The organism is Citrifermentans bremense (assembly GCF_014218275.1).
Taxonomy (GTDB): Bacteria; Desulfobacterota; Desulfuromonadia; order Geobacterales; family Geobacteraceae; genus Geomonas; species Geomonas pelophila.
In genome coordinates this window covers 725,295-748,445 of sequence record NZ_AP023213.1, presented here as the reverse complement: position 1 = coordinate 748,445, position 23,151 = coordinate 725,295, and the positions used below count along the sequence as shown (strand labels likewise).

The following is a 23,151-nucleotide window of genomic DNA, read 5'->3' as shown; positions in this document are numbered from 1 at the left end:
CGGAGGCTTACACCATGCCCAACCCCGCCCTGCAACAGGCCGAACTGGCCGCACTGACCGAGGTCTGCAAAATCGGGATGGAACATGCCGCGACCGCCCTGTCGCAGTTGATGGGGAAGGGGGTTTCCATCGAGGTCCCGCGCCTTAAGTTCGTGGACAACGCGAAGTTCGCCGGCCTGATCGAGGGGCAGGAGGTGACCGCGCTGCACCTGCAAATCCTGGGCAACGTGCGGGGCAGCATCCTGATCCTCCTCCCCCACAAAAACGCGCTGCGCGTCGTGGAGCTTTTGCTGGGGACCGCGCCTAAGCCGGGCGCCCCGCTCTCCGAGCTGGAGCGGGCGACCCTGATGGAGGTCGGCAACATCCTCGCCTCCGCCTGCCTGAACGCCTTGGGAAACACGCTGAAGATGACGCTGCTCCCCTCGGTCCCGACGCTTATGAGCGGCAGCGGCGAGGCGCTCTTCGCGCGGATCAAGGAACAGGGTGGTGAAAGCGAGAGCATCGTCATGATCGACACCATGTTCTCCGTTTCCGACGCCTTCTGCGGCGGGAGCATCTTCCTGGTACCGGCCACCTCCTCGCTGGAGGCGATGCTGGCTGCGCTGGAAAAGCAATGAAATGGTTGCGCGCCATCGGGTTGTGTGTCAAAATGCCCGGTCAAATCGCTGCCACAGCAACACACTGAGAGGTCCCGAGCCCTTGCCCGAGACCTTCACTACTTTTCAGAGGTCAACATGAAATCGATCAGAGTGTCGATGCTAGTCTTCGCGCTGGTTGTACTTTCCGCCACGCTCTCCTTTGCTGCCGAACTTTCGCAGGTGGTCCGCACCCTGGAGCAGGGTTACGCGAATCTGAACGACCTGCAGGCGGAATTCAGCCAGCGCAGCGTCATCAGGGCGATGCGGCGCGAGGAGAAGGGGGGAGGCGAGCTCCTGATCAAGAAGGGTAGCGGCAAGGACTCCATGTTCCGCTTCAACTACACGAAGCCCAAGCAGCAGATCGTCTCCAACGGCAAGACGGTGTGGTACTACCTTCCGGACCAGAAACAGGTGATGATCATGGACCTTTCCCAGCTCTTCGAGGCGGGAAACGGCATCGCCATGAACTACCTGGCCGGCCTGGGGCAGGTCTCCAGGGACTTCAAGATCGGCTTCGCCGACCAGCAGCGTGATAAAAACGGCAACTACCAGCTGGAGCTGATCCCCAACAGGAAGAGCCCGGCCATGGCGAAACTCCTGCTGGTCATAGACGGCAAGGCGGTGGAAACCTTCGTGGCCAAGGGGCGTCCCGGCACCCCGTTCCCCGTCGTCTCCTCCACCGTGGTGGACCAGGCCGGAAACAGCACCCGGATGGAGTTCAGCGACGTGAAGACCAACCGCGGCATCTCCAGCGGCAAGTTCAGCTTCAAGATCCCCGCGGGGGTCGAAGTGGTGAAGAATAGATAAAGAGATGAAGCAGATTGAGAATGAAACAGATTAAGATTGAGTAGGAACCAGGGAAGCCTTAAAGCGGGTTGGTTTTCTTAATCTTAATCTGATTTTAAGGAGGGGTTCTATGCCGTCTTTCGACATCGTTTCCAAGGTCGACATGCAGGAGGTCGACAACGCCATCAATCAGACCGTGAAGGAGATCTCCCAGCGCTACGACTTCAAGGGGTCGAAGTGCGAAGTGACCCTGGAGAAGGAAAGCATCAAGGTCCTAGCCGACGACGACTTCAAGCTGAAGGCGGTCATCGACATCCTGCAGTCCAAGTTCATCAAGCGCAACATCTCCCCCAAGGCGCTGCAGTACGGAAAAGCCGAGCAGGCTTCCGGCAGCATGGTGCGGCAGATCATCACCCTGCAGGTGGGGATCTCCAAGGAGAAGGCGAAGGAGATCGGCCAGGTCATCAAGGAGACCAAGCTCAAGGTGCAAAGCCAGATCCAGGACGACCAGCTCCGGGTCACCGGCAAGAACATAGACGACCTGCAGGAGGTGATCCGGGTGCTGAAAGGCAAAGACCTCGACATCGACATGCAGTTCGTGAACTTCAGAAGCTAGAAAAGTAAGAGGGGTTTTTTTTGAGCGAGAAGATTAAGGAAAAAGTGAGCCTGGTGAGCCTGGGCTGCCCGAAGAACCTGGTGGACGCCGAGGTGATGCTCGGGTACCTGTCGCAGGACGAGTACGAGGTGACCACCGACGAGACCCAGGCCGACATCATCGTGGTCAACACCTGCTCCTTCATAAAAGAGGCCAAACAGGAGAGCATCGACACCATCCTGGACCTGGCCGACAGGAAGCACGATGCGCGCTGCAAGCTCCTCATCGTCACCGGATGCCTGCCGCAGCGCTACCAGCAGGAGCTCGCCAAGGAGCTACCCGAGGTGGACATCTTCATCGGCACCGGCGACTACCCGCGCATCGCGGAGATCATCGCCGAGAAGAAAAAGACCGAGGAGCAGCTCTGCTACACCGGCGACCCCAACTTCGTCTACAACGACGAGGTCCCGCGGCTGCAGTCCTCGCCGCACTACACGGCCTACCTGAAGATAGCCGAAGGGTGCTCCAACAACTGCTCCTACTGCGTCATCCCGTCCTTGCGCGGCGCCCACCGCTCGCGCCCTCTGGCGACGCTCCTGGCCGAGGCCAGGGCGCTGGTCGAGGGAGGGGTGAAGGAGCTGAACCTGATCGCCCAGGACATCACCGCCTACGGACGCGACCTTGAGGACAAGCCCACGCTGGAGCTACTGATCAAGGAGCTGGCCAAGATGGAGAAGCTCAAGTGGATCAGGCTTCTCTACGCCTATCCTGACGGGGTGACCGACTCGCTGATCCAGCTGATCAAGGACGAGCCCAAGGTCTGCAAGTACCTCGACCTCCCCATCCAGCACATAAGCGACCCGGTGCTCACCAACATGAAGCGCAGAAGCGGCGAGAACCACATCAGGACCCTGATCGCCAAGCTGCGCCGGGAGATACCGGACATCGCCATCAGGACCTCGCTCATCGTCGGCTTCCCTGGCGAGACCACGGAGGACTTCAAGAAGCTGCTGCAGTTCGTCGAAGAGACCCGCTTCGACCGCCTTGGGGTCTTCTGCTACTCCAAGGAGGAAGGGACCCCCGCTGCCGATATGCCCGACCAGGTATCCGAGCGGGTCAAGAGGGAGCGCCACAAGAAGCTGATGCGGACCCAGGCGCGGGTTTCCTTCAAGCACAACAGGACGCTCGTGGACAGCGAAGAGGATGTACTTGTCGAGGGCTACAGCGAAGAAACCGAGCTCTTGCTCAAAGGTAGATCTTCAAGACAGGCACCCGATGTCGACGGTCTCGTATATATCACCGCAGGCAATGCCAATGTCGGTGACATAGTAAGATTGAAGATCACAGATTCCTCTGATTACGACCTGATAGGGGAAATCGTAGACTAGGCTTTCTACTTGACATGAACCTCTATTGCTGTATTATTGCGTCGCTTTGAGGGACACCAACAGTACGGAGTGTATTTTTACATGAATGAAAAACCGGAAGAAATGAAAGCGATGCTCCTCAAAATGAAAGAGGAGACGCTTAAAGAGATCAACAAGACTGTGAAGTCTGGTTCCGATATCCCCGTTAACGAACCGAGCGGCGATATCTACGACCAGGCTTCCAGCGAGCGCGACCGCGAGCTCGGCCTTTTGCTGGGGGACCGGGAGCGTGAAAAGCTGCGCCACATCGACGAGGCGCTGCTGCGGCTCGAAGAAGGTGAATACGGCATCTGCGAGGAGTGCGAGGAAGAGATTCCCATCGGAAGGCTCAAGATCGTCCCCTTTGCACGCCACTGCGTCAAATGCAAGGCAGATCTCGAGAAGCAGCAGGCACAGACCAAGCGTTTCGAAGAAGACCGCGCCTACCGCGAGATTGCACTGGGCGAGGAAGAAGAAGGTTAAACCAGACGAAAGGCTTTCACCACAGAGGACACAGAGGAGAATCTGAGGAAAGGCTTTAAAGCTTGAATAAACGAAGAGGGGACGGTAGCGATACCGTCCCCTCTTCGTTTACAAAGTCCAACTTTGAAAAGTGGGATCTAGGGGGATTTCCATCTGGCTCACCAGTGGTGGGTCAGGGATGCTCTATCGGCGGGCCGTTGTTGATCAGCCTCTGGTAGTCGGCCTTGGGGATCTCGCTGTGCCAGTGCCCGGTCACCCTCCCCACCAGGGTCCCGCCAACGAAAATCACTACCACCAGCGCCGCGAACACCATGCCCGGGACCACCTTCCCTCCCTTGACGCGCACCTGCAGCGCCTCGGGTTTCGGGCAGGAGCTCACGCAGCGCAGGCAGCCGATGCACTCCTCGGAGCAGACCCGCTTCGCGTTCATGACGTCGAGGTGGGACGGGCAGGCCTTGTTGCAGCTGCCGCATGAGATGCAGGCGCTCTGCATCCTTTCCACCTTGGCGGGAGCCAGGCGGGAGAGCACACCGAGGAGCGCGCCGTACGGGCAGAGGAAGCGGCAGAACGGGTTCCGGAAAAAGAAGGACAAGAGCAGGAAACCCGAGATGAAGGCCAGCGGCAGTCCGGAAAGGTTCAGGAAGAAGTCGAGCATCTTCACGTCGGCCGTCTTGTTGTAGTCGGAGACGATGAAGGAGGCGACACTGTCCGGCGCCATCAGCACCAGGATCGAGAAGAGGAAGAAGAGGACCAGCAGGTACTTTATGGGGCGCAAAAGCCAGTCAAGCCAGAGCCAGACCCGGAAGTTGCGCCCGAAGAGCTTGTGCCCCAGCTTCCAGCAGAGCTCAGTGATGGTGGATACCGGGCAGATCCAGGAGCAGAAGGAGCGCTTCAGAAGGACCGATACCGCGATGACGGAAAGGAGAACCACCAGCGCCGCGGGATGGACCGAGTTAATGGAACCTGAGGTGAGCCACCCCTTGAGGCTGACCAGGCCGGAGATGGGGAGAAAGGCCTCGACCCCGTCCGGGCGCTCCACGAAGGGGGTGGCGCCGCCGGAGCGGAAGTGCTGCACGAAGCGGTAGAAGGTCACCCCCAGGTAGAGAGAGAAAAGAAGAAAACCCCATTGAACCGCGATTCTTACCCGTTGTACTTTTTTCTCAGCCATTTCCTCACCTTCGCTTTTTATATAGAGGCCTACCCCGGAACACGGAGGTCCCGGAGGCACACAGGGGGCACAGAGGAAAACATCGCCTCCACCCTACGTTGCCACTTCGGCATTTGCGACTTATTTTGTCACTGCCCCCTGATATGGTTGCATCATCAAAGGATGGAGGTGCAAACATGGAACCGATGGTCATAGGAGCAGTTCCCATTGTCATCTACTGCGGTTACCTGACCGTGAAGGACATCGTCGCCGACCTGCGTCAGGAGGGCTTCCTGGTCAACCCCTTGTCCAGCAAGTGGCGCGGATGCACGTTGGAGAGCGCGGTCAAAAGGCTCTTCTTCACCAGGGGGTTGTCACGCTCCAGGGTCTCCAGCAACTCCTTCATCTTCTTTCGCTGCAAATCGGCGGTGCCGCAGACCGGGCAACAGCAGCAGACCACGGGGAAGCGGTTGTTGCGGGAGAACGGGATTATCTCCTTCTCGGGGACGTAGACCAAGGGCCTGATCACGGTGGTGACGCCGTTGTCGGCCAGCATGCTCGGCGCCATCGCCTTCAAGGAGCCCACGAAGAACTGGTTCAGGAGCAGCGTCTCGATGAAGTCGTCCATGTGGTGCCCGAGCGCCAGCTTGTTGCAGCCGTACTGCTGGGCCAGGGTGTAGAGCGTCCCCCGCTTGAGCCTCGCGCAGATGGAGCAGTACGAGGAGTTGGGGCGCCGCTTCTCCGAGATGATGTCGTAGTGGTCGGTCTTCTCCATGTGATAGGTGAAGCCGTGCTCGCGCAGGTGTTCCTCGATGATGTCGGCGCGGTAGCCGCGGTAGCCGGAGTCGATGTTGATCGCCACCAGTTCGTAGCGTACCGGCGCGCGCCTTCTCAGGGTCTCCAGCATGTGCAGCATGGTGTAGGAATCCTTCCCTCCCGATACCGCAACCGCGACCCGGTCCCCCTCGGAGATCAGGTCGAATTCAGCTATCGCCCTCCCCACCCGGTTCTTGATCCGGGTGAAGGCGGCGTCCTCAATAAGCGCCACGGCAACCTCCCGCGCATAACGCCTGGTTCTGCGTCATTGCGTCCATGTTACTTGGCGCTCCCTGCAGTCGCGGCAGCGGTTCCGAAAACCCTGGCGCGGAAGGCCTCGATCCCGATATCCTCGATGATCTTGCCGATGCGCCCCTGCTGCGGGTCGTTCTTGTAAACCTCGACGACCTTGGCGACGATCTCCAGCACCTCTTCCTCAGTCTGCACGTTGTCCACCAGCATCTCGCCCAGGCGCGGCCGGGGGCCGGCGTTGCCGCCCACGAAGATGCGCCATCCCTTGTTGTGCCCGACGATCCCGATGTCCTTGACGCCGGATTCCGAGCAGGAGAGGAGGCAGCCGGAGACCCCCATCTTCATCTTGTTGGGAAGTTCCATGGCGTGGTAGATCTGGTCCAGCTTGAGCCCGAGCGATGCGGAATCGAGGACCGCCCTCTTGCAGTGCTGGGTCCCCGGGCAGATCTTGACGCTCCTGACGCAAAGGCCGATGGCCGCGCCGGGGTTCTGCGCCAGGTCGCTCCAGATGGCGTCCAGGTCCTCTTCTTTCGCGCCGATCATGGCGATGCGCTGCGCCGAGGTGATCTTCAGCTCCAGTTTGTACTTGTCCGCCACGTCGCAGATCCTCCTGAGCGTCGCCGTATCGGTGAAGCCACCCGGGATGTGCGGCGCGATGGCGTAGGTTTCGCGGTCGCGCTGGAGGATTGCGCCTTTGTTGAGGATATCTTTCTTGATCATCGCTTCGGTCATCATCTGCTCCTTTGTCCGTTATTAAATTGATGCAGGTCAAATACGACAAAATTAAAGGCACTCACCACAGAGGGCACAGAGGTACACAGAGGAAAATCTGAGGAACGGCAAAAGCAAAAGGCCTTTTTGGTATAAACCAAAAGTCTTTCGGCTCTCTCTGTGCCCCCCCGTGAACCTCCGAGTCCTCTGTGTTCCGCAGTTGATTCAGCCTCTGGATTTTATGAACTTCACCAGCTCGACGGCGATCTCGTATTTCCCGAATGGGGGTATCAGGTAGTATCCACCCACCTTCCCCATGGTCGCCTCGATGAACTCGCGGGCGATGGCGAGCCCCTCGCGCACCCCTTCCTCCCCCACCTTCCCGGCCATCCGCTCCCGAATGCTGTCGGGGATGGTGATGCCGGGGACTTCGTTGTGCAGGAACTCGGCGTTGCGCCCGCTCACCAGCGGGAGGACACCGGGAAGTACCGGTATCCCCAGGTGCGCCGTCTGCTCCATCATCTGCTCGAACCGCTCCAGGTCGTAGATCGGCTGGGTCTGGGCGAAACAGGCGCCGTTGGCGACTTTTTTGGCGAGCCTCGCCACCTGCACCTCCATCTTCTGGGTGTTGGGGTTGAACGCGGCCCCGATGGTGAAGCCGGTGCCGGCGCCGATCGGGTTTCCCAGCGCGTTGACGCCGCGGTTGAGGTCGCTCAAAAGCTTGATCAGTGTGAACGAGTTGAGATCGAAGACGGAGGAGGCCCCTGCCTCCTCGCCGAGACTTGCCGGGTCGCCGGTTACGGCGAGGATCGAACTCACCCCGAGAAGGCTCGCCCCCATCAGGTCCGATTGCAGCCCGATCAGGTTCCGGTCGCGGCAGGTGATGTGGGCGATGACCTCGATCCCCACCTCGCGCCTGATCAAGGAGGCGAGCGCCAGGTTCCCCATGCGCACCCGCGCCAGCGGGTTCTCGGCGAGGTTGATGGCGTCGGCCCCTGCTTCTTTGAGGGCGCGGCTTCCGGCCAGAATCCTGCTGCAGTCGAGACCCCTGGGGGGGTCGAGCTCGACCGTGACCACCATCTCCTTGCCCCAGCGGTCGAGAAAACTGGACCCGAGCGCCTGGGCCTTTTCCGCAACAGGGGTGCGGCTCACGGCTCCGACGGCGACGCGAGCGGCAGGGCGAGCTCCCTTCAGGCGCTGGGCCATGACCCGGATATGCTCCGGAGTGGTGCCGCAGCACCCCCCCACCAGCACGGCGCCTGCCGCCACCATCTCCTCGGCCCGGGCGGCGAAGTAGTCGGGCGTGGTCCGGTAGATGTAGCGCCCGTCGACGTACTCGGGAAAGCCGGAGTTGGGGTAGGCTGCCAGCGGCAGGTCGGTGACCGCGGCCATCCGCTTCAAGGTGGCCAGAAGCTCCAGGGGGCCCGCGCCGCAGTTGGCGCCCACGAGGCTCGCGCCCGCCGCGGCGAGCCTCAGCGCCGCGTCCTCGGCCTCGATGCCGCCGGCAAGTCTCGAACCTTCCCCGAAGGCGAGGTTCGCCACCACGGGTAGCCCGGTCTCGCGTGCCGCGGCAAGCGCCGTTTCCAGCTCGTCCAGCTCGGAGAACGTCTCCAGGATCAGGAGATCCACCCCACCCTCGGCCAGGGCGGCGGCCTGGAGCCGGAAAGACTCCTGCACCTGCTCGTCGCTCTGCTCCTGCTTGCCGCGACCCAGGGGGCCCATGGAACCGGCGACGAAGACGTCGCGCCCGTTGGCGGCGCGGCGGGCGAGGATCGCCCCCTGGCGGTTTATCTCCGCCACCTTGCCGCCGATGCCTATGGCGGAGAGCTTGGCGTAGTTGGCGCCGAAGGTGTTGGTCTCGATCACCTGTGCTCCCGCCGAAAGGTACTCGGCGTGCAGGTCGAGTACCAGCTGCGGCCGCACCAGGTTCAGGTGCTCGAAGTTGGCGTCGAGCGCCACCCCCTTGGCATAAAGCATGGTTCCGATGGCGCCGTCGCCGATCAGCACCTCATGCGCCACCCGCTCCAGAAAAGATCCGCCCATGTTAGCGTCCTCCCAGCACCTTGATCAGGTGCGGCACCAGCTGTTTCTTGCGCGACATGACCCCTTTCATCTCGAAGACCTGGGGCTCGGGCTGGGGGTACCCCATGAAGCGGCTGTATCCCTGCCCGCCGTCCATGAGGAACATGGTGCTCTCGCTGGAGATGTCGGTGACCATGAGCCCCGCCACCTCAAGCCCTTCCTTCTCACGCAGCGAGGAGAGCGCGCCCCTCAATTCGGTCTTCATCTCCTCGAACTCGGCGAAGCCGAACACCTCGACCTGCCCCACGCCGAAGCGGATCTCCCCCTGGCTGAAGAGCTTGAAGTCGGAGCCCACCACCCGGTCGGGGCTCCCGTAGCCTGAGAGCGCCCCCGAGGCGGCGAAGATCTCGGCGCCGAAGGCCTGCCAGTCGAGCCCCGCCAGCACGGCGAGCCGGGAAACCGTGTCGCGGTCCTTTGCCGTGGTGGTGGGGGACTTGAGGATGACGGTGTCGGAGAGTATCCCCGCCAGGAGCAGCGCCGCGGTCTCCGCGGAGGGGGTTACCCGGTGCTCCTCGTAAAGCGAGGCGACGATGGTGCAGGTGCTCCCGACCGGGGCGGTGATGAAGGGTATGGGGTTGCTCGTCGGAGGGTTCCCGAGCTTGTGGTGGTCGACTACCTCGAGTATCTCCAGGTCCTCCGCCCCGGGCACCGACTGCGAGAGCTCGTTGTGGTCCACCAGTATCAGCGCGTAAGGAAGCGGCTCGAAGAGCGAGGACTTGGTGGCGACGCCGGCAAGCGTCCCGTCCTCCTCGAGGACCAGCACGGCGGTCTCGCCGGAGTGCAGGAGCTTCTCTCTCAGGCGCCCAAGCGGGGCCCCCACGGAGACGCTCTCGAAGCCGGTGTCGGCCAAGTGCCCGGCGGGGGTCGCAAGCCGCGCCCGCGACACGGTCGCCGCGGTGTCCAAAGGTGTGGAGAGAAGCGCCACGCCGTTTTGCTCCGCCAGGCGCACCACATCCGCGTCGACCGCGAGCCCCCCGGTAACGACCAGAAGACGCACCCCCCGCTCGATGGCGGATAGCTGGATGGAGCGCCTGTCGCCGGTCACAACCACGAGGTTCACCGGGTCGAACCCGGATATCTTGGCGGTGAAGGACTCCTCAGCCATAGCCCCCACGAAGAGGTGCAGCGTCTCCACCGCACCGTCGCCGGAGCCGGCGAGAAAGCTCGCCTCGAGGCAGGCGGCGAGCGAGTCGAGCGACGCGGTGACGAGTCTCAGCGACGCGGGTCCGGTCGCCAGCGAGCGCTCCGCGATCTTCAAAAGCGGTATCACCCCGGTCGGCGCCCCCCTCTGGTCGAGGACCGGCAGCACCCGGATACCGTGGTGATGGAAGAGTTCGAGGGCAGTGAGAAGCGGCGCCGTCTCGGCGACCGAGACGGCGGTGCGCCGGATCACGTCGCGAACCTTGGGATGCACGTCGGCCAGGTAGAGCGGCGCCTTGATCCCGAGCCGGGAAAGAAGCCAGGTGGTCTGAGGGTTGAGCGCTCCGGCCATGGCGGCGGTGACCCTCTCCTCGCCCAGCTCCCGCTTCAGACGGGCATAGGCGATGGCCGAGGCGACCGAGTCGGTGTCGGGATTCCTGTGGCCGATTATGTAGATTTCTTTTTCCATGGTCCCCTGGATGATCAAAAAGGCGGCGCCTTCTGAAAAATAATTAATTTTGTCGTTTTTTTGCCGCGATCTGTACTAGAATGGCGCCGCGGATGAAAGCGAAAAAGGAGAGCAATAAATGCATGCAGTAGTGGATTGGCTGTTACAGACCATCGGGGCGCTGGGGTATCCCGGCATCTTTCTCCTGATGGCGATGGAAAGTTCCATCATCCCCATACCGAGCGAACTGGTGATGCCGCCGGCAGGGTACCTGGCCCAGCAGGGACAGATGAACATGACCGTGGCGATACTCTGCGGCACCGCGGGTAGCCTGGTAGGCGCCTACGCGAACTATTACGCCGCGCACTACCTGGGGCGCCCCCTGGTGCTCAAGTACGGAAAGTACGTCTTCATCACCGAGGAGAAGTTCGCCAAGGTGGAGCGGTTCTTTTTGAAGCACGGCGAGATATCGACCTTCATAGGGAGGCTCTTGCCGGTGGTCAGGCACCTGATCTCGCTCCCGGCGGGGCTCTCCGGGATGAACCACCTGAGGTTCTCCCTCTACACCCTGCTCGGCGCCGGCATCTGGTGCACCGTACTCACCTTCATAGGGTACGTCATCGGCAGCAACCAGGAGCTGATCATGAAGTACTCGCACCAGGCGGTTCTAGGCGTGGTGGCGCTGAGCGCCGTCATCATCGCCGTCTACGTCCGGTGGCAGCGCAGAAACGGCAACTGCGGCGCCGACTGAGCCCGGACCAGGTAGCCGGGTAAAACAAGGGCGGGTCCAGGACCCGCCCCATCGCTCACTTTCCCCCTGGATACCCTGTTTGACAAGGGCGTCCAGGGGGATTGTTTCTTTATCCGTAAAAGAAGACTACTTGGGAACCTTCTCCCAGTCCTCCAGGAACTTCTTGATCCCGGCGTCGGTCAGCGGGTGCTTGGCGAGCTGCAGCATCACGGAGTACGGGATGGTGCAGATGTCGGCCCCGATCAGCGCGGAGTCGAGCACGTGGATCGGGTTCCTGATGCTGGCCACGATGATCTCGGCGTCCATGCCGTAGTTGTCGAAGATGGTCCTGATTTCCTGGATGATCCCCATGCCGTCCTGGGAGATGTCGTCCAGCCTCCCGACGAACGGGGAGACGTAGGTGGCGCCGGCCTTGGCGGCCAGAAGGGCCTGCATCGGGGTGAAAATCAGCGTCACGTTGGTCTTGATGCCGCGCTTGTGCAGCGTCTTCGTGGCTTTGAGACCTTCCGGGGTCATCGGCAGCTTGATGACGATGTTCGGGTGGATCTTGGCCAGCTCGGTCGCCTCGGCGATCATGCCGTCGTGCTCGAGCGAGATCACCTCCGCCGAGATGGGGCCGTCGACGATCTCGGTGATTTCCTTGATGACTTCCTCGAAGCGCCGGCCGCTCTTGGCGATCAGGGACGGATTGGTGGTAACACCGTCTACCAGCCCGAGCTCGTTTGCCTCCCGAATTTCCTTAACGTCCGCTGTGTCGATAAAAAACTTCATCTTTCCTCCGCTTGGTTTGTTGTTACCGCTGCTGCTGAATCTGCTCGAACCGCCTTAGGCAGTCCATGGAGCAGAAGTGATAGCGTTTTCCTTCGAGGTTGCCGACCACCGCGTCGGCCTCCGATATGTACACACCGCAGACCGGATCCTGGAAGGTCTCCGCCACGGCCGGCTCCTTTTTGGCGATCTTCGCCTCGGACTTCCCCTTGAACATCCGGTACGCCAGGTAGCCAAGGAGCACCCAGATCAATATCTTCACGGCTTCCCCCTAAAGCTTGACCACCTTCTCGGTCGTGGTGAGTGCTGCCAAAAGTTGCGCGACGCTTTTGCCAAGGACGGGATGCACCAGGTCGGGGGCGAGGTCGGCCAAAGGCTGCAGCGCAAAGCGCCGCTCCGCCAGGCGCGGGTGCGGGATGGTGAGCTGCTCCGAGTCGAGCACCAGCTCCCCGTAGAGGAGGATGTCCAGGTCCATGCTGCGGGGGCCCCAGCGCTTCGAACTCTTGCGCTGGAAGACCTCGGTCTCTACCCGCTTCAGTTCGTCGAGAAGCAGAAACGGCGAAAGCGTGGTGACTATGCGCGCCACGGCGTTGTAGAAGTTGTCCTGTGGAACTCCCCCCACAGGCTCGGTCTCGTAGAACTGGGACACGCCGGTGACCCTGGTTCCCGGGAGCTTCCCCAGCTCCGCTACTGCCATCAGGAGCTTCAACTCGCGGTCACCCAGGTTGCTCCCCAACCCTATGTAAGCGCACTCTTCCACAGCGTGGGATTAGAGCATAAATCCTTATTTTTTTCAACCCCGACCGCTCATTAGCTAAAAGCGCTCCAGGGGCGGCGGCACCCCGCGCCAAGGCTGTCTTTGCCCAGATTAAATGCTATAGTATACATTCCTAACGCGGCAGGGGGCGGTTGCCTTGCCTGCCGCGGCGGTCAACGGAAACCGGGGGCGGGACCATGAACAGATCCGAGATCCACCAGAAAACAGCGGCCACCGGGAAGCCCGGAGCGGCCGATGCTGAAGAGTTGTACCGGCAGGGAACCGAGGCGCTTCAGGCGAGGAACTTCGCGGCGGCGTTCCGGCTCCTCAGGGCCGCGCTGGACCAGAAACGCTCACCTGAGCACCTTTCGCAGTTCGCCCTGGCGCTCACCCAGTACACCGGCAACGACAAGGCCGGCGTCGCGCTCTGCCAGGAGGCGATCAGGAGCGAGCCGAGGAACCCGAACCACTTCCTGCGGCTGGGAACCATCTACCTGGTTGCCGGGCGGAAGAAAGAGGCGGTGCGCATCTTCAACCTGGGGCTCAGGGTCGGGCGCCACCCAGGCATCACCAGGATGCTGCAGGCCCTGGGGCAAAGGGACAAGCCGGTACTCCCTTTCCTCGCCCGCACCAACCCGCTCAACAAGTACCTGGGCAAGATGAGGAGCAACATTTTCAAGAAGGACCGCTAGCGTTCGCTGCTGCCGGGGCAAGGGCTGAGATGACCGGAACAGCCGCGGCATAGCCCGCAGCGCGCCTGTTATGGGATCAATGGAAAGAAAAAGGGGGGGGGAGAATGATACATTACCTGACGCTGAAAAGCAGGGAGAAGACGGAGCTGATCGACATCACGGCGCGGGTGGAGGAGATCATCGCCGCCTCGCGCATCGGCACCGGATGCTGCGACGTCTTCGTCCTGCACACCACCGCGGCGGTCACGGTCAACGAAGGGGCCGACCCGGCGGTCAAGCGCGACATCAGCAACTGCCTGGACCGCATGGTGCCGGACGCGCACTACTTCACCCACGCCGAAGGGAACTCGGCAGCGCACGTGAAAGCCAGCATGATCGGCTGCTCGGAAAGGCTCATGGTGGACCGGAGCAAGCTGCTATTGGGGACCTGGCAGGCGCTTTACTTCTGCGAGTTCGACGGCCCCAGGGAGCGCCGCGTCGCGGTGAAACTCTGCGGGGAGTAGCACCCATCACCCGAAATGATCGAAGCCTCCGCGACCGGGGGCGTAGGCGCCGCCGTCGGGGGTGACGAGGGTCGTCTCCCGCACGGCGGTGATCTCCCCGATCACCGAGAGCCTCAAATCCAGCCGCGCGAAGAGCGCCTCCACTTCACTTCTCTTTCCCGGGTCGATGCAGAACAAAAGCTCGTAGTCCTCCCCGCCGGTGAGCGCCAGCGCGTAAGGGTCGTCGGGACAAAAGGCCAGGTACTCGTCGGAGAGCGGCAGCCTGGCCAGCTCCAGTTTCGCGCCCACCCCCGACATCTCGCGGATGTGCCCCAGATCCCCCAAAACGCCGTCGCTTACATCGATCATCGCGGTGGCAAGTCTCCCCTCGGCGACCGCGACGCCGGCGGCGACCCTGGGTGTCGGGTCCAACTGGCGCGACACCAGGAAACCGTCCCGCATTCCGCGCCGCAGCGCCTCAAGCCCTGCCGCGGCGTCCCCCACGGTCCCGGTGAGGCAGATCAGGTCCCCCGGGCGCGCCCCGCTGCGCTTCAAGACCAGCTCCGGGCGCTGCTCGCCCAAGGCCGTAATGGAGATGGCGAGTCCCCCCTTGGAGGCGCAGGTGTCCCCTCCGACCAGCGTGGCGCCGAAGCGCTCGGCCTGCTCCAGGATCCCCGCCATGAAATGGTCCATGAACTCGATCGGGACTTCCTTGGGGAGGGCGATGCCGAGCAGAAACTGGCGCGGGCGGGCACCCATCGCCGCAAGGTCCGAGAGGTTAACCGAAAGCGATTTCCTGCCGAGGCTTTCCGGGTCGCAAAAGGAGAGGTCGAAGTGGACGGCTTCGAGGAGCATGTCGCAGGTGATCAGGGTGACGCATCCTGGGGCAGGAACGAGAGCCGCCGCGTCATCCCCGATGCCCAGAAGCACCGAGGGGGACGCGGCGACGTTTTTCTTGATGCGGTCGATCAGGCCGAATTCGCCCAGTTCCGCCAGTCTCAAGCCTTGCCCCTCACCCCGGTGGGGGGGACGGAGACCCGGCTCCTGGGAACCTTGGCCTTGGGTGGCTCGGTCTTAGAGGGCTTCGGTTTCGAGGCCGCGGGAGGGGGATAGACCTCCAGCGCCACGGCGAGGACGTCGTCGATGTTGGATGCCGGGACGATCTTCAGCTTCTTGAGGATGGTCTTCGGCACGTCCTCGAGGTCCTTCTGGTTCTGCACCGGGATCACTATGGTGGTAACCCCCAGCCGCGCCGCGGCGAGGATCTTCTCCTTCAACCCGCCAATGGGGAGGACCTTGCCGCGCAGCGTGATCTCCCCGGTCATGGCGACTTCTTTTCTCACCGGGATCTTGGTGAGCGCCGAGACCAGGGCTGTCGCCATGGTTACACCTGCGGAGGGGCCGTCCTTGGGGATGGCTCCCGCGGGAACGTGGACATGGATGTCGGTGGTGGAGTTGAAGTCCTCGGGGATGTCGAAGTCGGCGGTCTTCGAGCGGATGTAGGAGAGGGCCGCCTGCACCGATTCCTTCATCACGTCGCCCAGTTGCCCGGTGAGGGTCAATCCCCCCTTACCTTTCATTACCGTCGCCTCGACGAAGAGTACCTCGCCACCTACCGGGGTCCAGGCAAGCCCGGTCACGACACCCACCTCGTTTCTCTCCATCTCCTCTTCGCGCAGGAACTTCGGCGGCCCAAGGTACTTGGCGACGGTACCGGCGGTGATGGTAAAGTGCTCACCCTTCCCTTCGGCTACCTTCCTGGCCACCTTGCGGCAGATGCTCCCGATCTCGCGCTCCAGGTTCCTGAGACCCGCCTCGCGGGTGTACTTGGAGATCACTGTCTTAAGCGCCTCGTCGGAGAAGGTGACCGTCTCCTCGGTGATGCCGTTTTCCTTCACTTGGCGCGGCACCAGGTAACGCTTGGCGATGCCGAGCTTTTCCTCCTCGGTGTAGCCGGAGAGGCTGATCACCTCCATCCTGTCCCGCAAGGGGCCGGGGATGGTGTCCATCTGGTTCGCCGTGGCGATGAACATCACGTTGGAGAGGTTGAAGGGGAGGTTTATGTAGTGGTCCGAGAAGCTGTTGTTCTGCTCCGGGTCGAGCACCTCCAAAAGCGCGGAGGAGGGGTCTCCGCGGAAATCGGAGCCCAGCTTGTCCAGCTCGTCCAGCATGAAGACCGGGTTGTTGGAGCCGGCCTGCTTGAGCCCCTGGATGATGCGCCCGGGAAGCGCCCCCACGTAGGTGCGGCGGTGCCCGCGGATCTCGGCCTCGTCGCGCACGCCCCCAAGCGAGATGCGCACGAACTTCCTACCCATGGCGCGGGCGATGGACTTGCCGAGCGAAGTCTTACCCACCCCCGGGGGACCGACGAAGCAGAGGATGGGCCCCTTCATCTTCTTCTTGAGCTTTCTCACCGCCAGGAACTCGAGGATGCGTTCCTTCACCTTTTCCAGGAAGTAGTGGTCCTCGTTGAGGATCTCGGAGGCGCGGTTGATCTCCAGGGAGTCCTTGGTTGATTTCCCCCAGGGGATGTCCACCATCCAGTCGAGGAAGGTGCGCAGCATCCCCGCCTCTGCGGCGTCGGGGTGCATCTGCTCCAGGCGCCCCAACTGCTTCAGGGCCTCCTTCTCCACCGACTGGGGCATCTTGGCGCTCTCGATCGACTTCCTGAGCTCGGCGATCTCCTCGCTTCTCGCGTCGGTCTCGCCCAATTCCTGCTGGATGGCACGCAGCTGCTCGCGCAGGTAGTACTCGCGCTGGCTCTTCCCCATCTCCTCTTTGGCGGCGGACTGGATGCGGGCCTGCATGTTCAAGAGCTCGCTTTCCTTGTTCAGCAGGTCGTTCACCCGCTTCAGGCGCTCCAGGGGGTCTATCACTTCTAAGAGCCCCTGCGCCTCCTCGACCTTGAGCCCTATGTTGCTGGCGACGAGGTCGGCCAGGGAGCCCGGCTCCTGCATGTTCTCGACTATGACCATCACCTCGGGGGAGACGGCCTTGCCCAGCGCCACGATCTTACCCAGCTCTTCCTTCACGGTGCGGATCAGCGCCTCGGCCTCCAGGGTGTTCTCCTGCAGCGCCGGCTCGACGATCCTGTCGATGCGGACCGAGTAGAAGGGCTTCTCCGCCAGGTACTCAGTGATGCGCGCCTTGGTGAGTCCCTGGACCAGGATCTTCACCCTCCCGTCCGGGAGCTTCAGCATGCGCATGATCATGGCCACGGTGCCTACTTCGTAGATCGCCTCAGGGGCCGGATCCTCGTCGCCCACGTCCCTCTGGGTCGCCAGGAAGATCATCCGGTCCTTGGAAAGGGCGTAATCGACGGCGCTGATGGAGATCTCGCGGCCGACGAAAAGCGGCAGAATCATGTAGGGATAGACAACCACGTCCCTCACCGGGAGCAGCGGCAGAACATCCGGTATGTTAAGTTCTTCGGTCTCCTGCCTGTTTTCCATGTACCTCTCCTTACTCTTCTATCTGGATCTCCCGAATATGCGGCTTTTCCCCCTTGCACCAGGGGATGACCACGGTGAGCAGCCCCCGCCGGTAGCGCGCCGTGACCCGGTCCAGATCGGCTCCGGGCGGGAGTTCGACGGCGCGGCAAAAGCGGCCGGTAAAGAGCTCGAGGCAGCTGTAGTTGACGCCGGGAAGCGCCCCCTCGCGGGTGACCCCTTCCACCACCAGGGTGGAGCAGCAGATACTCAGGGAGATGTCCTTCAGGTCGCAGCCGGGAAGTTCCGCCTCGACCACGAAGGAACTGTCCGTCTCGTAGATATCCACCAGGGGGGAGTGCTCCTTCTCGGCGCCCCCCTCCCGCCCTTCCAGCGTGGTGAGGTAGCGGAAGATCTCGTCCATCTGCTGGCGGAACAGCCCCAGCCACTCCAAAGGTTCTTTGGGAATCACCGCCATTTGGCCCTCTAGGCGGCCGGTCGACGCCTGGTGGCAGGACGCGCTCCGGGCCGTTAGCACATACAAAAAGACCGGCCCCGTGGTGGCCACGGCTGACCGGGTGCAGAAGATTTAACCATCTTTATCATGAAAGTCAAGGTAATCCGCCCTAACCTGGCACCCCCCCACTGTTTGCAAGGGTTGCCGGGCGCAAAGCTCCGTCATCGTTAATGATTGGCGTTTTGCAATTGAATTTAATAGTGCCGATGTGTATAATCCGCCAACCGCACGGGGGCCCTCACGCCCCGCAGCGCCCGGCACGCTCGCCGGGAAGCCTGTGGCGCCCGACTCGGCGCCTCCTTTACAACATTGAAAACAAAGGGCCATACATGAAAAGATATGCAGCGCTATCCTCGCTTCTTGCAGTGACCCTGTTCACCACAGGGTTCAACTGGCCGTTTCCTTCGGGCAACAGCTGCCGAGACGCCAAACGCATCATCGTCGAGCTCTCTCCGCAGGCAGGTGAGCAGAAGAGGAAGGAAGCAGAAAAGCGGGTGGCTGAGCTGTGCCCTACCGGCCCGGCCGGGCACTACCTGAAGGGACTCACCTTCGAGAGAAGCGGCAACGTCGACGCGGCCATAAGCGAGTACCGCGAGGCCCTTTCCCTCGACCCCGAGTTCTACCCCGCCAGCGGCAACCTCGGGCTTTTGCACCTGCAGAAGGGGGCGGGCGAGGAGGCAGCCGTCGAGCTCGCCGCGGGGCTCAAGACCGGCGACCCCCGCTACCACGCGGGCCTTGCCCGGGTCATGGCGGAAAAGCAGATGCACCTGCTCGCCATCTTCCACTACAACGAGGCGATAGCCGCTTTCCCCGACGACGCCGCGCTTTATACCGGCGTGGCCGCATCCTACAACGCGGCGGGACAAAAGCAGAAGGCGGAGGACGCCTACCGAAGAGCCCTGGTGCTGCAGCCTGACAACGCACAGGCGCGCTCCGGTCTGGGCGCCCTTCTCCTGGAGCGGGGCGAGGCCGACAAGGCCGTCGGCGAGTTGAAGCTCGCGGCCATAGCAGAGCCCGGCAACAAGGAGATCCACCGCCTGCTCGCCGAGGCGTACTCCCGCAAGGGGGACGCGAAGAGCGCGGAGTACGAGCGTGGGCTCGCCGGCGCCAGCTCGAAGCTCAAGGAGCTCCCCAAGGTAGACCACATGGCGCTGGCGGAAAAATACCGCCAGGGGAAAGACTACGAGATGGCCATCAGCGAGTACCGCCTGAGGATCGCCGCCGAGCCCGACGACGCGGTGGCCCAGCAGCGCCTGGGCGACACCCTGCTTGCGGTGGGACGCGAGGACGAGGCGATGTCGTACTACCGCGACGCGCTGAGAAACAAGGGGGAGAACGCCGAGCTCCACTTCAACCTGGCCGGGATCTACGAACGCAAGGCGCTGCTCGACGAGGCGGTGGTAGAGTACCGCCAGGTGCTGGCCACCAACCCCGACAACCAGCAGGCGCGGCAGCGGCTGGCCGACATCTACACGCTGCGCGGCAGCTTCAACCAGGCGCTGGAGCAGTACCAGGCTCTGATCAAGACCAACCCCGCCGACGCCACCCTGCAGCTGAAACTCGCCCGCGCCTACGTCAACAGCAAGGATCTGGACGCCGCAGCCGAAGCGTACCAGGGGGCCCTCAAGCTGGACGGCGAATCGCTGGAGGCCCACCGCGAGCTGGCCAACCTGCAGCGCAAAAGAAACATGATGGACGAGGCCGCAGCCGAATACCAGGAAGTGCTCAGGCTGAAAAAAGACGACCAGGAAGCACGCACCGCCCTCACCGCCATCTACGTAAAGAACAAGAACTACGACGCCCTGGCGAAGCTGTTGAAGGACGGGGTGGAGCTATCCCCCAACGACCCCAACGCGCACTACAAGCTAGGCCTCGTCTACGAGTTCCAGAAGGACTATGCCGCTGCCACGGCCCAGTACAAGGAGGCGGTGACCCTCAAGCCCGACCACGCCAAGGCGTTGAACGCCATGGGACGGGTCCAGATGAAGGACGGCCACCTTGCCGAGGCAAAGGAGTCGCTGGAGGCGGCGAGGAAGGTGGACCCCGACCTGGAGGAAGCCCAGGTCCTCCTGAGCAACATCAAGGACGAGTTCACCCCCGAGCCCAGGAGCTACCACAAGCACAAGTCCAGTAGCGGGAGCAAGAGCAAGAAAGGGAAGAAGGGGAAAAAAGCGAAAGCGGGGAAGAAGTCCAAGAAGGACAGCGACGACAAGCCTGCCAAGAAAAGCAAAAAGAAAAAATCCAAGAAAAAGAGCAAGGAAGATTAGCAGCGCCGCAAACGCGGCAACTGTCAGCGCCAAAGGCAGCCCCAAGACGGGCTGCCTTTTTTTTCGCAAGCTCCCCCGCTTGCGCCCGACCGGACGGAGGCGGCTTGGCAGGAAAGCGCCCGGAACTGCCGTCACCAACGAGAAAAGGCCGGGACTTTTAGTCCCGGCCTTTTCCGTCTGTTCGCCCAGATGTATGAATTTTCCTAGGATTCGCCCTCGGGCAGGGGGATGATGGCCACTTTGGTCACCCCCGAACCGAGAAAACCCAGTTTCCTTGCCGCGGCCCGTGACAAGTCGATGAACGGCACGGACTTCTTGCGACAGCGGTCGTTGACTACAACCGTGACTTCCTTATCGTTGGCAAGGTTCCTTACCAGAACCCTGGTCCCCAACGGGAGGCTTTGGTGGGCAGCGGTCATCTTCTCAGGATGGTACCGCTCCCCGGACGTGGTCCGTCTCCCGTGGAACTTCTTGGCATAGTACGAGGCTATGCCGACCAGCTTATTTACCACCGATTTTTGCTGCGGTTCTACTTTTTCAACGGATGTCTCTACAGCGGGTTTTTCAACTTTTTCTGCAGCCAGCAGGGGAAGCGTGTGGATCGGGAGGAGCATCAAGAGCAACGCGCAAATGCGTGCCGCCCTGCCGCTCCGCTCGGGTGATGCCATGCGCACCTCCTTTGTTGGGCGAGGCACCCGTATAGCACGATCAGGCGCTGAAGTCAAGCTCAGGGGAGGCGGGAGCGACCTAACCTGCCGTGTTGCCGTGGTTTTCTAATTAACGACAGAAAGCTCCGGTTCCGCCTGCGGGGCCTCGTAACCGTTCCTGCGCCTTATGCCGGTGGTGTCACTAATGATGACGACCTCGCGCGAAGAGCCGTCGACCTCGGCGTTGGGGAAGGCATGGCGTTTCACTACGAGCCACTTGCCCGATTCCTTGTGCAGCAGCTCCAGCCCCGGCGATTCGAGGTGCTCTCCCAGGCCGTGCTCTTCCAGGAAGGCGAGGCAGTCCCTCCCCACGATGTCGCGGTGCGCCTTGCCGGTGAAGGTCTCGACGGCGCGGTTGAACCTGCGGATCTTGCCGAACTGGTCCGCGAGGATGAACATGTCGCTGATGCAGTCCATGATCTCCTCCCACTCGCGCCGGATCACCTCCATCTGGTGGAAGACGTTCTTCAGCTCCTCGTGCTTCATGTAGAGGCGGGCGTCGCTTTCCAGCAGCTCCTTCTCCATCTGCCTTTGATCCGTGACGTCCCGTGAGATGGCGATCAGGCAGGCCTCCCCGTCGTACTCTATGACGTCGGCAGACCAGAGCATCTCGCGGACCTCCCCCGACTTCACCCGGAACCGGACATCCAGGTTGCGCACGTGCTCGTGCTCGTTCAAAAGCTTGAGCATCACCATGCGCGCATCGGGGTCGGCCCAGAGCCCGATTTCGGTGGAGCTCTTGCCGATCACCTCGCTGCGCGAGTAGCCGGTGATCTCCTGGAACGCCTCGTTCACGTCGATGTAGGTTCCGTCCACGGCACGGGTGATGACGATGGAGTCGGGGCTTGCGTGGAAAGCCTTGGAGAACTTCTCCTCCGAGCTTTTCAGCGCCTCTTCCGCCTCGATGCGCCAGGTGATGTCCTGGTTGGTTCCCACCATGCGCAGCGGGGTCCCCTGCGCGTCGTAGGTCACCTCGGCGCTGGCCGAAAGGGTGCGTACGGCCCCGCTCGGGAGCATGATGCGGTAGTCGAGCTGGTAGGGCTTGCTGTTGTAGATGGCGTCGTTTATCGAGCGGACCACCCGCTCCAGGTCCTGCGGGTGCACCGTCTGCAGGAACCATTCGTAGCTGGGGGTGAATTCCGTCTGGTCCATGCCGAAAATCCGGTACATCTCCTCGGACCAGCTGAGCGCGTTGCTGCAGAGGTCCCAATCCCAGTTGCCCAGGCGGGCTATGCGCTGGGCGACCGCGAGTGTCGCGCGGCTCTTCCTGAGCTCCTCCTCCGCCTCCTTGTGCGCGCTGATGTCGAGCAAGGAGAGGACGGCCTGCTGGGTACCCTCGACCGGCGCCCAGTTCCCGGCCATGCTGCGCAGCATGCCGTCCCTGTCCCGCAAAAGCGCCTCGAAGGTGCGGCGCTCAGCTCCCGTTCCCTGGTCGAGCCCGGCCCCCTCCGGGCTTTGGAGAAATTCGGTCCAGACCCTTTTCCCCTCGATCTCGCTGCGGCTGAACCCGCTGACGGCCTCGAAGCCGCGGTTCACCGTCTGCAGCGTCCCGCCCGGCTCGATGATGGCCATGGCCGTTCCGGTGTTCTCGAAGATGGCGCGGTACCTCGCCTCGGAGGCCTCGAGCATCTTCTGCGACCGCCTGCGCACCGTGATGTCCCTCGCCACGTAAAGCACCGTCTCAACATCCTGCTGCTTTTCGCCCACCGGGTGAAGTGAGACTTCCTCGTAGCAGGTGCCGCCATCGCCCCCGCGGTAGCTGATCTCGAAGCTGACCGGAGCGGCGCCCCCGGCGCAGGCCGCTACCTGCCCCAGGACCTGCTCGGTGAGCCCGTTGCGGGCAAGGAGTTCGGGGAAACTGCCTACGGACTGCGCATCCTTGAGCGCGTATTTCTGCAGGAAAACGCTGTTGGCGTCGGAAACGGACAGGGTGTCGGTCTCGATGACGCAGATGGCGTCGCGGGAGGAACCGAAGAAGATCTTGGAGAGGTCGTCTGAATGCCGCAGGGCCGTTTCCACCTTGCGCCCCTTCTCCCAGAGGATGAACAGGAAGGTGAAGAAGACCGCGGCCAGTGTGGCGTAGAAGACGCGCAGGGATATCTCGAACGGCTCCGGGTCCAGGAACTGTTCGGCGAACGACCTCCTGCCGAAGACGAAGGAGTCGACCAGCGTGTCCCCGAGCCAGAAGAGCAGGGATAAAACGGCTGCCAGCAGCGCATGCCGCTTCCATTTCAACGTCTTTAACATCCTAACCAACCTCCAGACAGCCAGCGCTGCC

22 protein-coding genes are annotated in these 23,151 nt (G+C 62.3%); 9 read left to right on the top strand and 13 right to left on the bottom strand.

What is annotated here, in order from left to right:
• Positions 1-14 precede the first annotated feature (14 nt).
• The 5 genes from GEOBRER4_RS03190 to GEOBRER4_RS03170 all read left to right on the top strand — a co-directional run bounded on the left by GEOBRER4_RS03190 (position 15) and on the right by GEOBRER4_RS03170 (position 3,908).
• Entirely contained in the window at positions 15-617 is a 603-nt protein-coding gene (locus GEOBRER4_RS03190) for a chemotaxis protein CheC (RefSeq protein WP_085813902.1), read from the top strand.
• A gap of 117 nt (positions 618-734) precedes the next feature.
• Positions 735-1,445: a LolA family protein gene (locus GEOBRER4_RS03185; RefSeq protein ID WP_185244203.1), complete on the top strand. Its 711-nt coding sequence runs from the start codon at positions 735-737 to the stop codon at positions 1,443-1,445.
• Positions 1,446-1,554: 109 nt separating this feature from the next.
• On the top strand, positions 1,555-2,040 hold the full coding sequence (locus GEOBRER4_RS03180; protein ID WP_185244202.1) for a YajQ family cyclic di-GMP-binding protein: 486 nt from the start codon (positions 1,555-1,557) through the stop codon (positions 2,038-2,040).
• Between the two features lie 20 nt (positions 2,041-2,060).
• Complete coding sequence (rimO, locus tag GEOBRER4_RS03175) at positions 2,061-3,407, top strand: 30S ribosomal protein S12 methylthiotransferase RimO (protein WP_185244201.1); 1,347 nt, start codon at positions 2,061-2,063, stop codon at positions 3,405-3,407.
• An 81-nt stretch (positions 3,408-3,488) separates the two neighbouring features.
• Complete coding sequence (locus GEOBRER4_RS03170; protein WP_085813906.1) at positions 3,489-3,908, top strand: TraR/DksA family transcriptional regulator; 420 nt, start codon at positions 3,489-3,491, stop codon at positions 3,906-3,908.
• Between the two features lie 172 nt (positions 3,909-4,080).
• Here the strand turns inward: GEOBRER4_RS03170 and GEOBRER4_RS03165 are convergent, their stop codons facing one another.
• The 5 genes from GEOBRER4_RS03165 to GEOBRER4_RS03145 form a co-directional block, all read right to left on the bottom strand.
• A complete protein-coding gene (locus GEOBRER4_RS03165) occupies positions 4,081-5,076 on the bottom strand; it encodes a 4Fe-4S binding protein (protein WP_185244200.1) in 996 nt (331 codons plus the stop codon).
• 259 nt (positions 5,077-5,335) lie between these two features.
• Complete coding sequence (gene ttcA / locus GEOBRER4_RS03160) at positions 5,336-6,103, bottom strand: tRNA 2-thiocytidine(32) synthetase TtcA (protein WP_085813908.1); 768 nt, start codon at positions 6,101-6,103, stop codon at positions 5,336-5,338.
• A gap of 47 nt (positions 6,104-6,150) precedes the next feature.
• Positions 6,151-6,855 carry an NAD(P)/FAD-dependent oxidoreductase gene (locus tag GEOBRER4_RS03155; RefSeq protein WP_185244199.1) on the bottom strand — a complete coding sequence of 235 codons (705 nt, stop codon included), beginning with the start codon at positions 6,853-6,855 and terminating at the stop codon, positions 6,151-6,153.
• Positions 6,856-7,059: 204 nt separating this feature from the next.
• Complete coding sequence (locus tag GEOBRER4_RS03150) at positions 7,060-8,877, bottom strand: bifunctional homocysteine S-methyltransferase/methylenetetrahydrofolate reductase (RefSeq protein WP_185244198.1); 1,818 nt, start codon at positions 8,875-8,877, stop codon at positions 7,060-7,062.
• Between the two features lies 1 nt (position 8,878).
• Positions 8,879-10,525 carry a putative manganese-dependent inorganic diphosphatase gene (locus GEOBRER4_RS03145; protein ID WP_185244197.1) on the bottom strand — a complete coding sequence of 549 codons (1,647 nt, stop codon included), beginning with the start codon at positions 10,523-10,525 and terminating at the stop codon, positions 8,879-8,881.
• A gap of 118 nt (positions 10,526-10,643) precedes the next feature.
• Between GEOBRER4_RS03145 and GEOBRER4_RS03140 the strand changes: the two genes are divergently transcribed.
• Entirely contained in the window at positions 10,644-11,255 is a 612-nt protein-coding gene (locus tag GEOBRER4_RS03140) for a DedA family protein (RefSeq protein ID WP_085813910.1), read from the top strand.
• Positions 11,256-11,381: 126 nt separating this feature from the next.
• Here the strand turns inward: GEOBRER4_RS03140 and fsa are convergent, their stop codons facing one another.
• Genes fsa through folK form a run of 3 tightly spaced genes read right to left on the bottom strand, consistent with a single transcriptional unit; the run spans position 11,382 to position 12,720 of the window.
• Complete coding sequence (gene fsa / locus GEOBRER4_RS03135) at positions 11,382-12,026, bottom strand: fructose-6-phosphate aldolase (protein WP_085813911.1); 645 nt, start codon at positions 12,024-12,026, stop codon at positions 11,382-11,384.
• 22 nt (positions 12,027-12,048) lie between these two features.
• Positions 12,049-12,285, bottom strand: a complete 237-nt coding sequence (locus GEOBRER4_RS03130) for a YHS domain-containing protein (protein WP_185244196.1) — start codon at positions 12,283-12,285, stop codon at positions 12,049-12,051.
• 9 nt (positions 12,286-12,294) lie between these two features.
• Positions 12,295-12,720, bottom strand: a complete 426-nt coding sequence (gene folK / locus GEOBRER4_RS03125; protein WP_318842565.1) for a 2-amino-4-hydroxy-6-hydroxymethyldihydropteridine diphosphokinase — start codon at positions 12,718-12,720, stop codon at positions 12,295-12,297.
• A 257-nt stretch (positions 12,721-12,977) separates the two neighbouring features.
• On the opposite strand from folK, the gene GEOBRER4_RS03120 reads away from it, so the two are divergent.
• Positions 12,978-13,472, top strand: coding sequence for a tetratricopeptide repeat protein (locus GEOBRER4_RS03120; protein WP_085813914.1), 495 nt, complete (start codon positions 12,978-12,980; stop codon positions 13,470-13,472).
• Between the two features lie 104 nt (positions 13,473-13,576).
• Positions 13,577-13,975 carry a secondary thiamine-phosphate synthase enzyme YjbQ gene (locus GEOBRER4_RS03115; protein WP_185244194.1) on the top strand — a complete coding sequence of 133 codons (399 nt, stop codon included), beginning with the start codon at positions 13,577-13,579 and terminating at the stop codon, positions 13,973-13,975.
• A 6-nt stretch (positions 13,976-13,981) separates the two neighbouring features.
• Here the strand turns inward: GEOBRER4_RS03115 and thiL are convergent, their stop codons facing one another.
• From thiL to GEOBRER4_RS03100, 3 genes are read right to left on the bottom strand one after another with little or no spacing between them, the layout of a single operon-like run.
• Positions 13,982-14,956, bottom strand: a complete 975-nt coding sequence (gene thiL, locus GEOBRER4_RS03110) for a thiamine-phosphate kinase (RefSeq protein WP_185244193.1) — start codon at positions 14,954-14,956, stop codon at positions 13,982-13,984.
• Positions 14,953-17,406, bottom strand: a complete 2,454-nt coding sequence (gene lon, locus GEOBRER4_RS03105) for an endopeptidase La (RefSeq protein ID WP_185244192.1) — start codon at positions 17,404-17,406, stop codon at positions 14,953-14,955. Before lon ends, thiL begins: the two co-directional genes overlap by 4 nt.
• A 10-nt stretch (positions 17,407-17,416) precedes the next feature.
• Positions 17,417-17,860 carry an Hsp20/alpha crystallin family protein gene (locus GEOBRER4_RS03100; protein ID WP_185244191.1) on the bottom strand — a complete coding sequence of 148 codons (444 nt, stop codon included), beginning with the start codon at positions 17,858-17,860 and terminating at the stop codon, positions 17,417-17,419.
• Between the two features lie 368 nt (positions 17,861-18,228).
• Between GEOBRER4_RS03100 and GEOBRER4_RS03095 the strand changes: the two genes are divergently transcribed.
• Positions 18,229-20,166 carry a tetratricopeptide repeat protein gene (locus GEOBRER4_RS03095; RefSeq protein WP_185244190.1) on the top strand — a complete coding sequence of 646 codons (1,938 nt, stop codon included), beginning with the start codon at positions 18,229-18,231 and terminating at the stop codon, positions 20,164-20,166.
• Between the two features lie 203 nt (positions 20,167-20,369).
• On the opposite strand, the gene GEOBRER4_RS03090 is transcribed toward GEOBRER4_RS03095, so the two are convergent.
• Together GEOBRER4_RS03090 and GEOBRER4_RS03085 are read right to left on the bottom strand one after the other, a co-directional pair.
• A complete protein-coding gene (locus GEOBRER4_RS03090; protein WP_185244189.1) occupies positions 20,370-20,834 on the bottom strand; it encodes a septal ring lytic transglycosylase RlpA family protein in 465 nt (154 codons plus the stop codon).
• Positions 20,835-20,939: 105 nt separating this feature from the next.
• Positions 20,940-23,120: a PAS domain S-box protein gene (locus GEOBRER4_RS03085; protein WP_185244188.1), complete on the bottom strand. Its 2,181-nt coding sequence runs from the start codon at positions 23,118-23,120 to the stop codon at positions 20,940-20,942.
• Between the last annotated feature and the right edge of the window lie 31 nt (positions 23,121-23,151).

Bases quoted from the DNA above. Each gene is read 5' to 3' on its own strand.
- GEOBRER4_RS03100 (WP_185244191.1), bottom strand. From the start codon at position 17,860: ATGGCGGTGATTCCCAAAGAACCTTTGGAGTGGCTGGGGCTGTTCCGC.
- GEOBRER4_RS03185 (WP_185244203.1), top strand. From the start codon at position 735: ATGAAATCGATCAGAGTGTCGATGCTAGTCTTCGCGCTGGTTGTACTT.
- GEOBRER4_RS03180 (WP_185244202.1), top strand. From the start codon at position 1,555: ATGCCGTCTTTCGACATCGTTTCCAAGGTCGACATGCAGGAGGTCGAC.
- GEOBRER4_RS03145 (WP_185244197.1), bottom strand. From the start codon at position 10,525: ATGGAAAAAGAAATCTACATAATCGGCCACAGGAATCCCGACACCGAC.
- GEOBRER4_RS03090 (WP_185244189.1), bottom strand. From the start codon at position 20,834: ATGGCATCACCCGAGCGGAGCGGCAGGGCGGCACGCATTTGCGCGTTG.
- fsa (WP_085813911.1), bottom strand. From the start codon at position 12,026: ATGAAGTTTTTTATCGACACAGCGGACGTTAAGGAAATTCGGGAGGCA.
- lon (WP_185244192.1), bottom strand. From the start codon at position 17,406: ATGGAAAACAGGCAGGAGACCGAAGAACTTAACATACCGGATGTTCTG.
- GEOBRER4_RS03085 (WP_185244188.1), bottom strand. From the start codon at position 23,120: ATGTTAAAGACGTTGAAATGGAAGCGGCATGCGCTGCTGGCAGCCGTT.
- GEOBRER4_RS03115 (WP_185244194.1), top strand. From the start codon at position 13,577: ATGATACATTACCTGACGCTGAAAAGCAGGGAGAAGACGGAGCTGATC.
- folK (WP_318842565.1), bottom strand. From the start codon at position 12,720: ATGGCAGTAGCGGAGCTGGGGAAGCTCCCGGGAACCAGGGTCACCGGC.
- GEOBRER4_RS03170 (WP_085813906.1), top strand. From the start codon at position 3,489: ATGAATGAAAAACCGGAAGAAATGAAAGCGATGCTCCTCAAAATGAAA.
- GEOBRER4_RS03120 (WP_085813914.1), top strand. From the start codon at position 12,978: ATGAACAGATCCGAGATCCACCAGAAAACAGCGGCCACCGGGAAGCCC.
- GEOBRER4_RS03095 (WP_185244190.1), top strand. From the start codon at position 18,229: ATGAAAAGATATGCAGCGCTATCCTCGCTTCTTGCAGTGACCCTGTTC.
- GEOBRER4_RS03190 (WP_085813902.1), top strand. From the start codon at position 15: ATGCCCAACCCCGCCCTGCAACAGGCCGAACTGGCCGCACTGACCGAG.
- GEOBRER4_RS03140 (WP_085813910.1), top strand. From the start codon at position 10,644: ATGCATGCAGTAGTGGATTGGCTGTTACAGACCATCGGGGCGCTGGGG.
- GEOBRER4_RS03150 (WP_185244198.1), bottom strand. From the start codon at position 8,877: ATGGGCGGATCTTTTCTGGAGCGGGTGGCGCATGAGGTGCTGATCGGC.
- GEOBRER4_RS03155 (WP_185244199.1), bottom strand. From the start codon at position 6,855: ATGACCGAAGCGATGATCAAGAAAGATATCCTCAACAAAGGCGCAATC.
- GEOBRER4_RS03165 (WP_185244200.1), bottom strand. From the start codon at position 5,076: ATGGCTGAGAAAAAAGTACAACGGGTAAGAATCGCGGTTCAATGGGGT.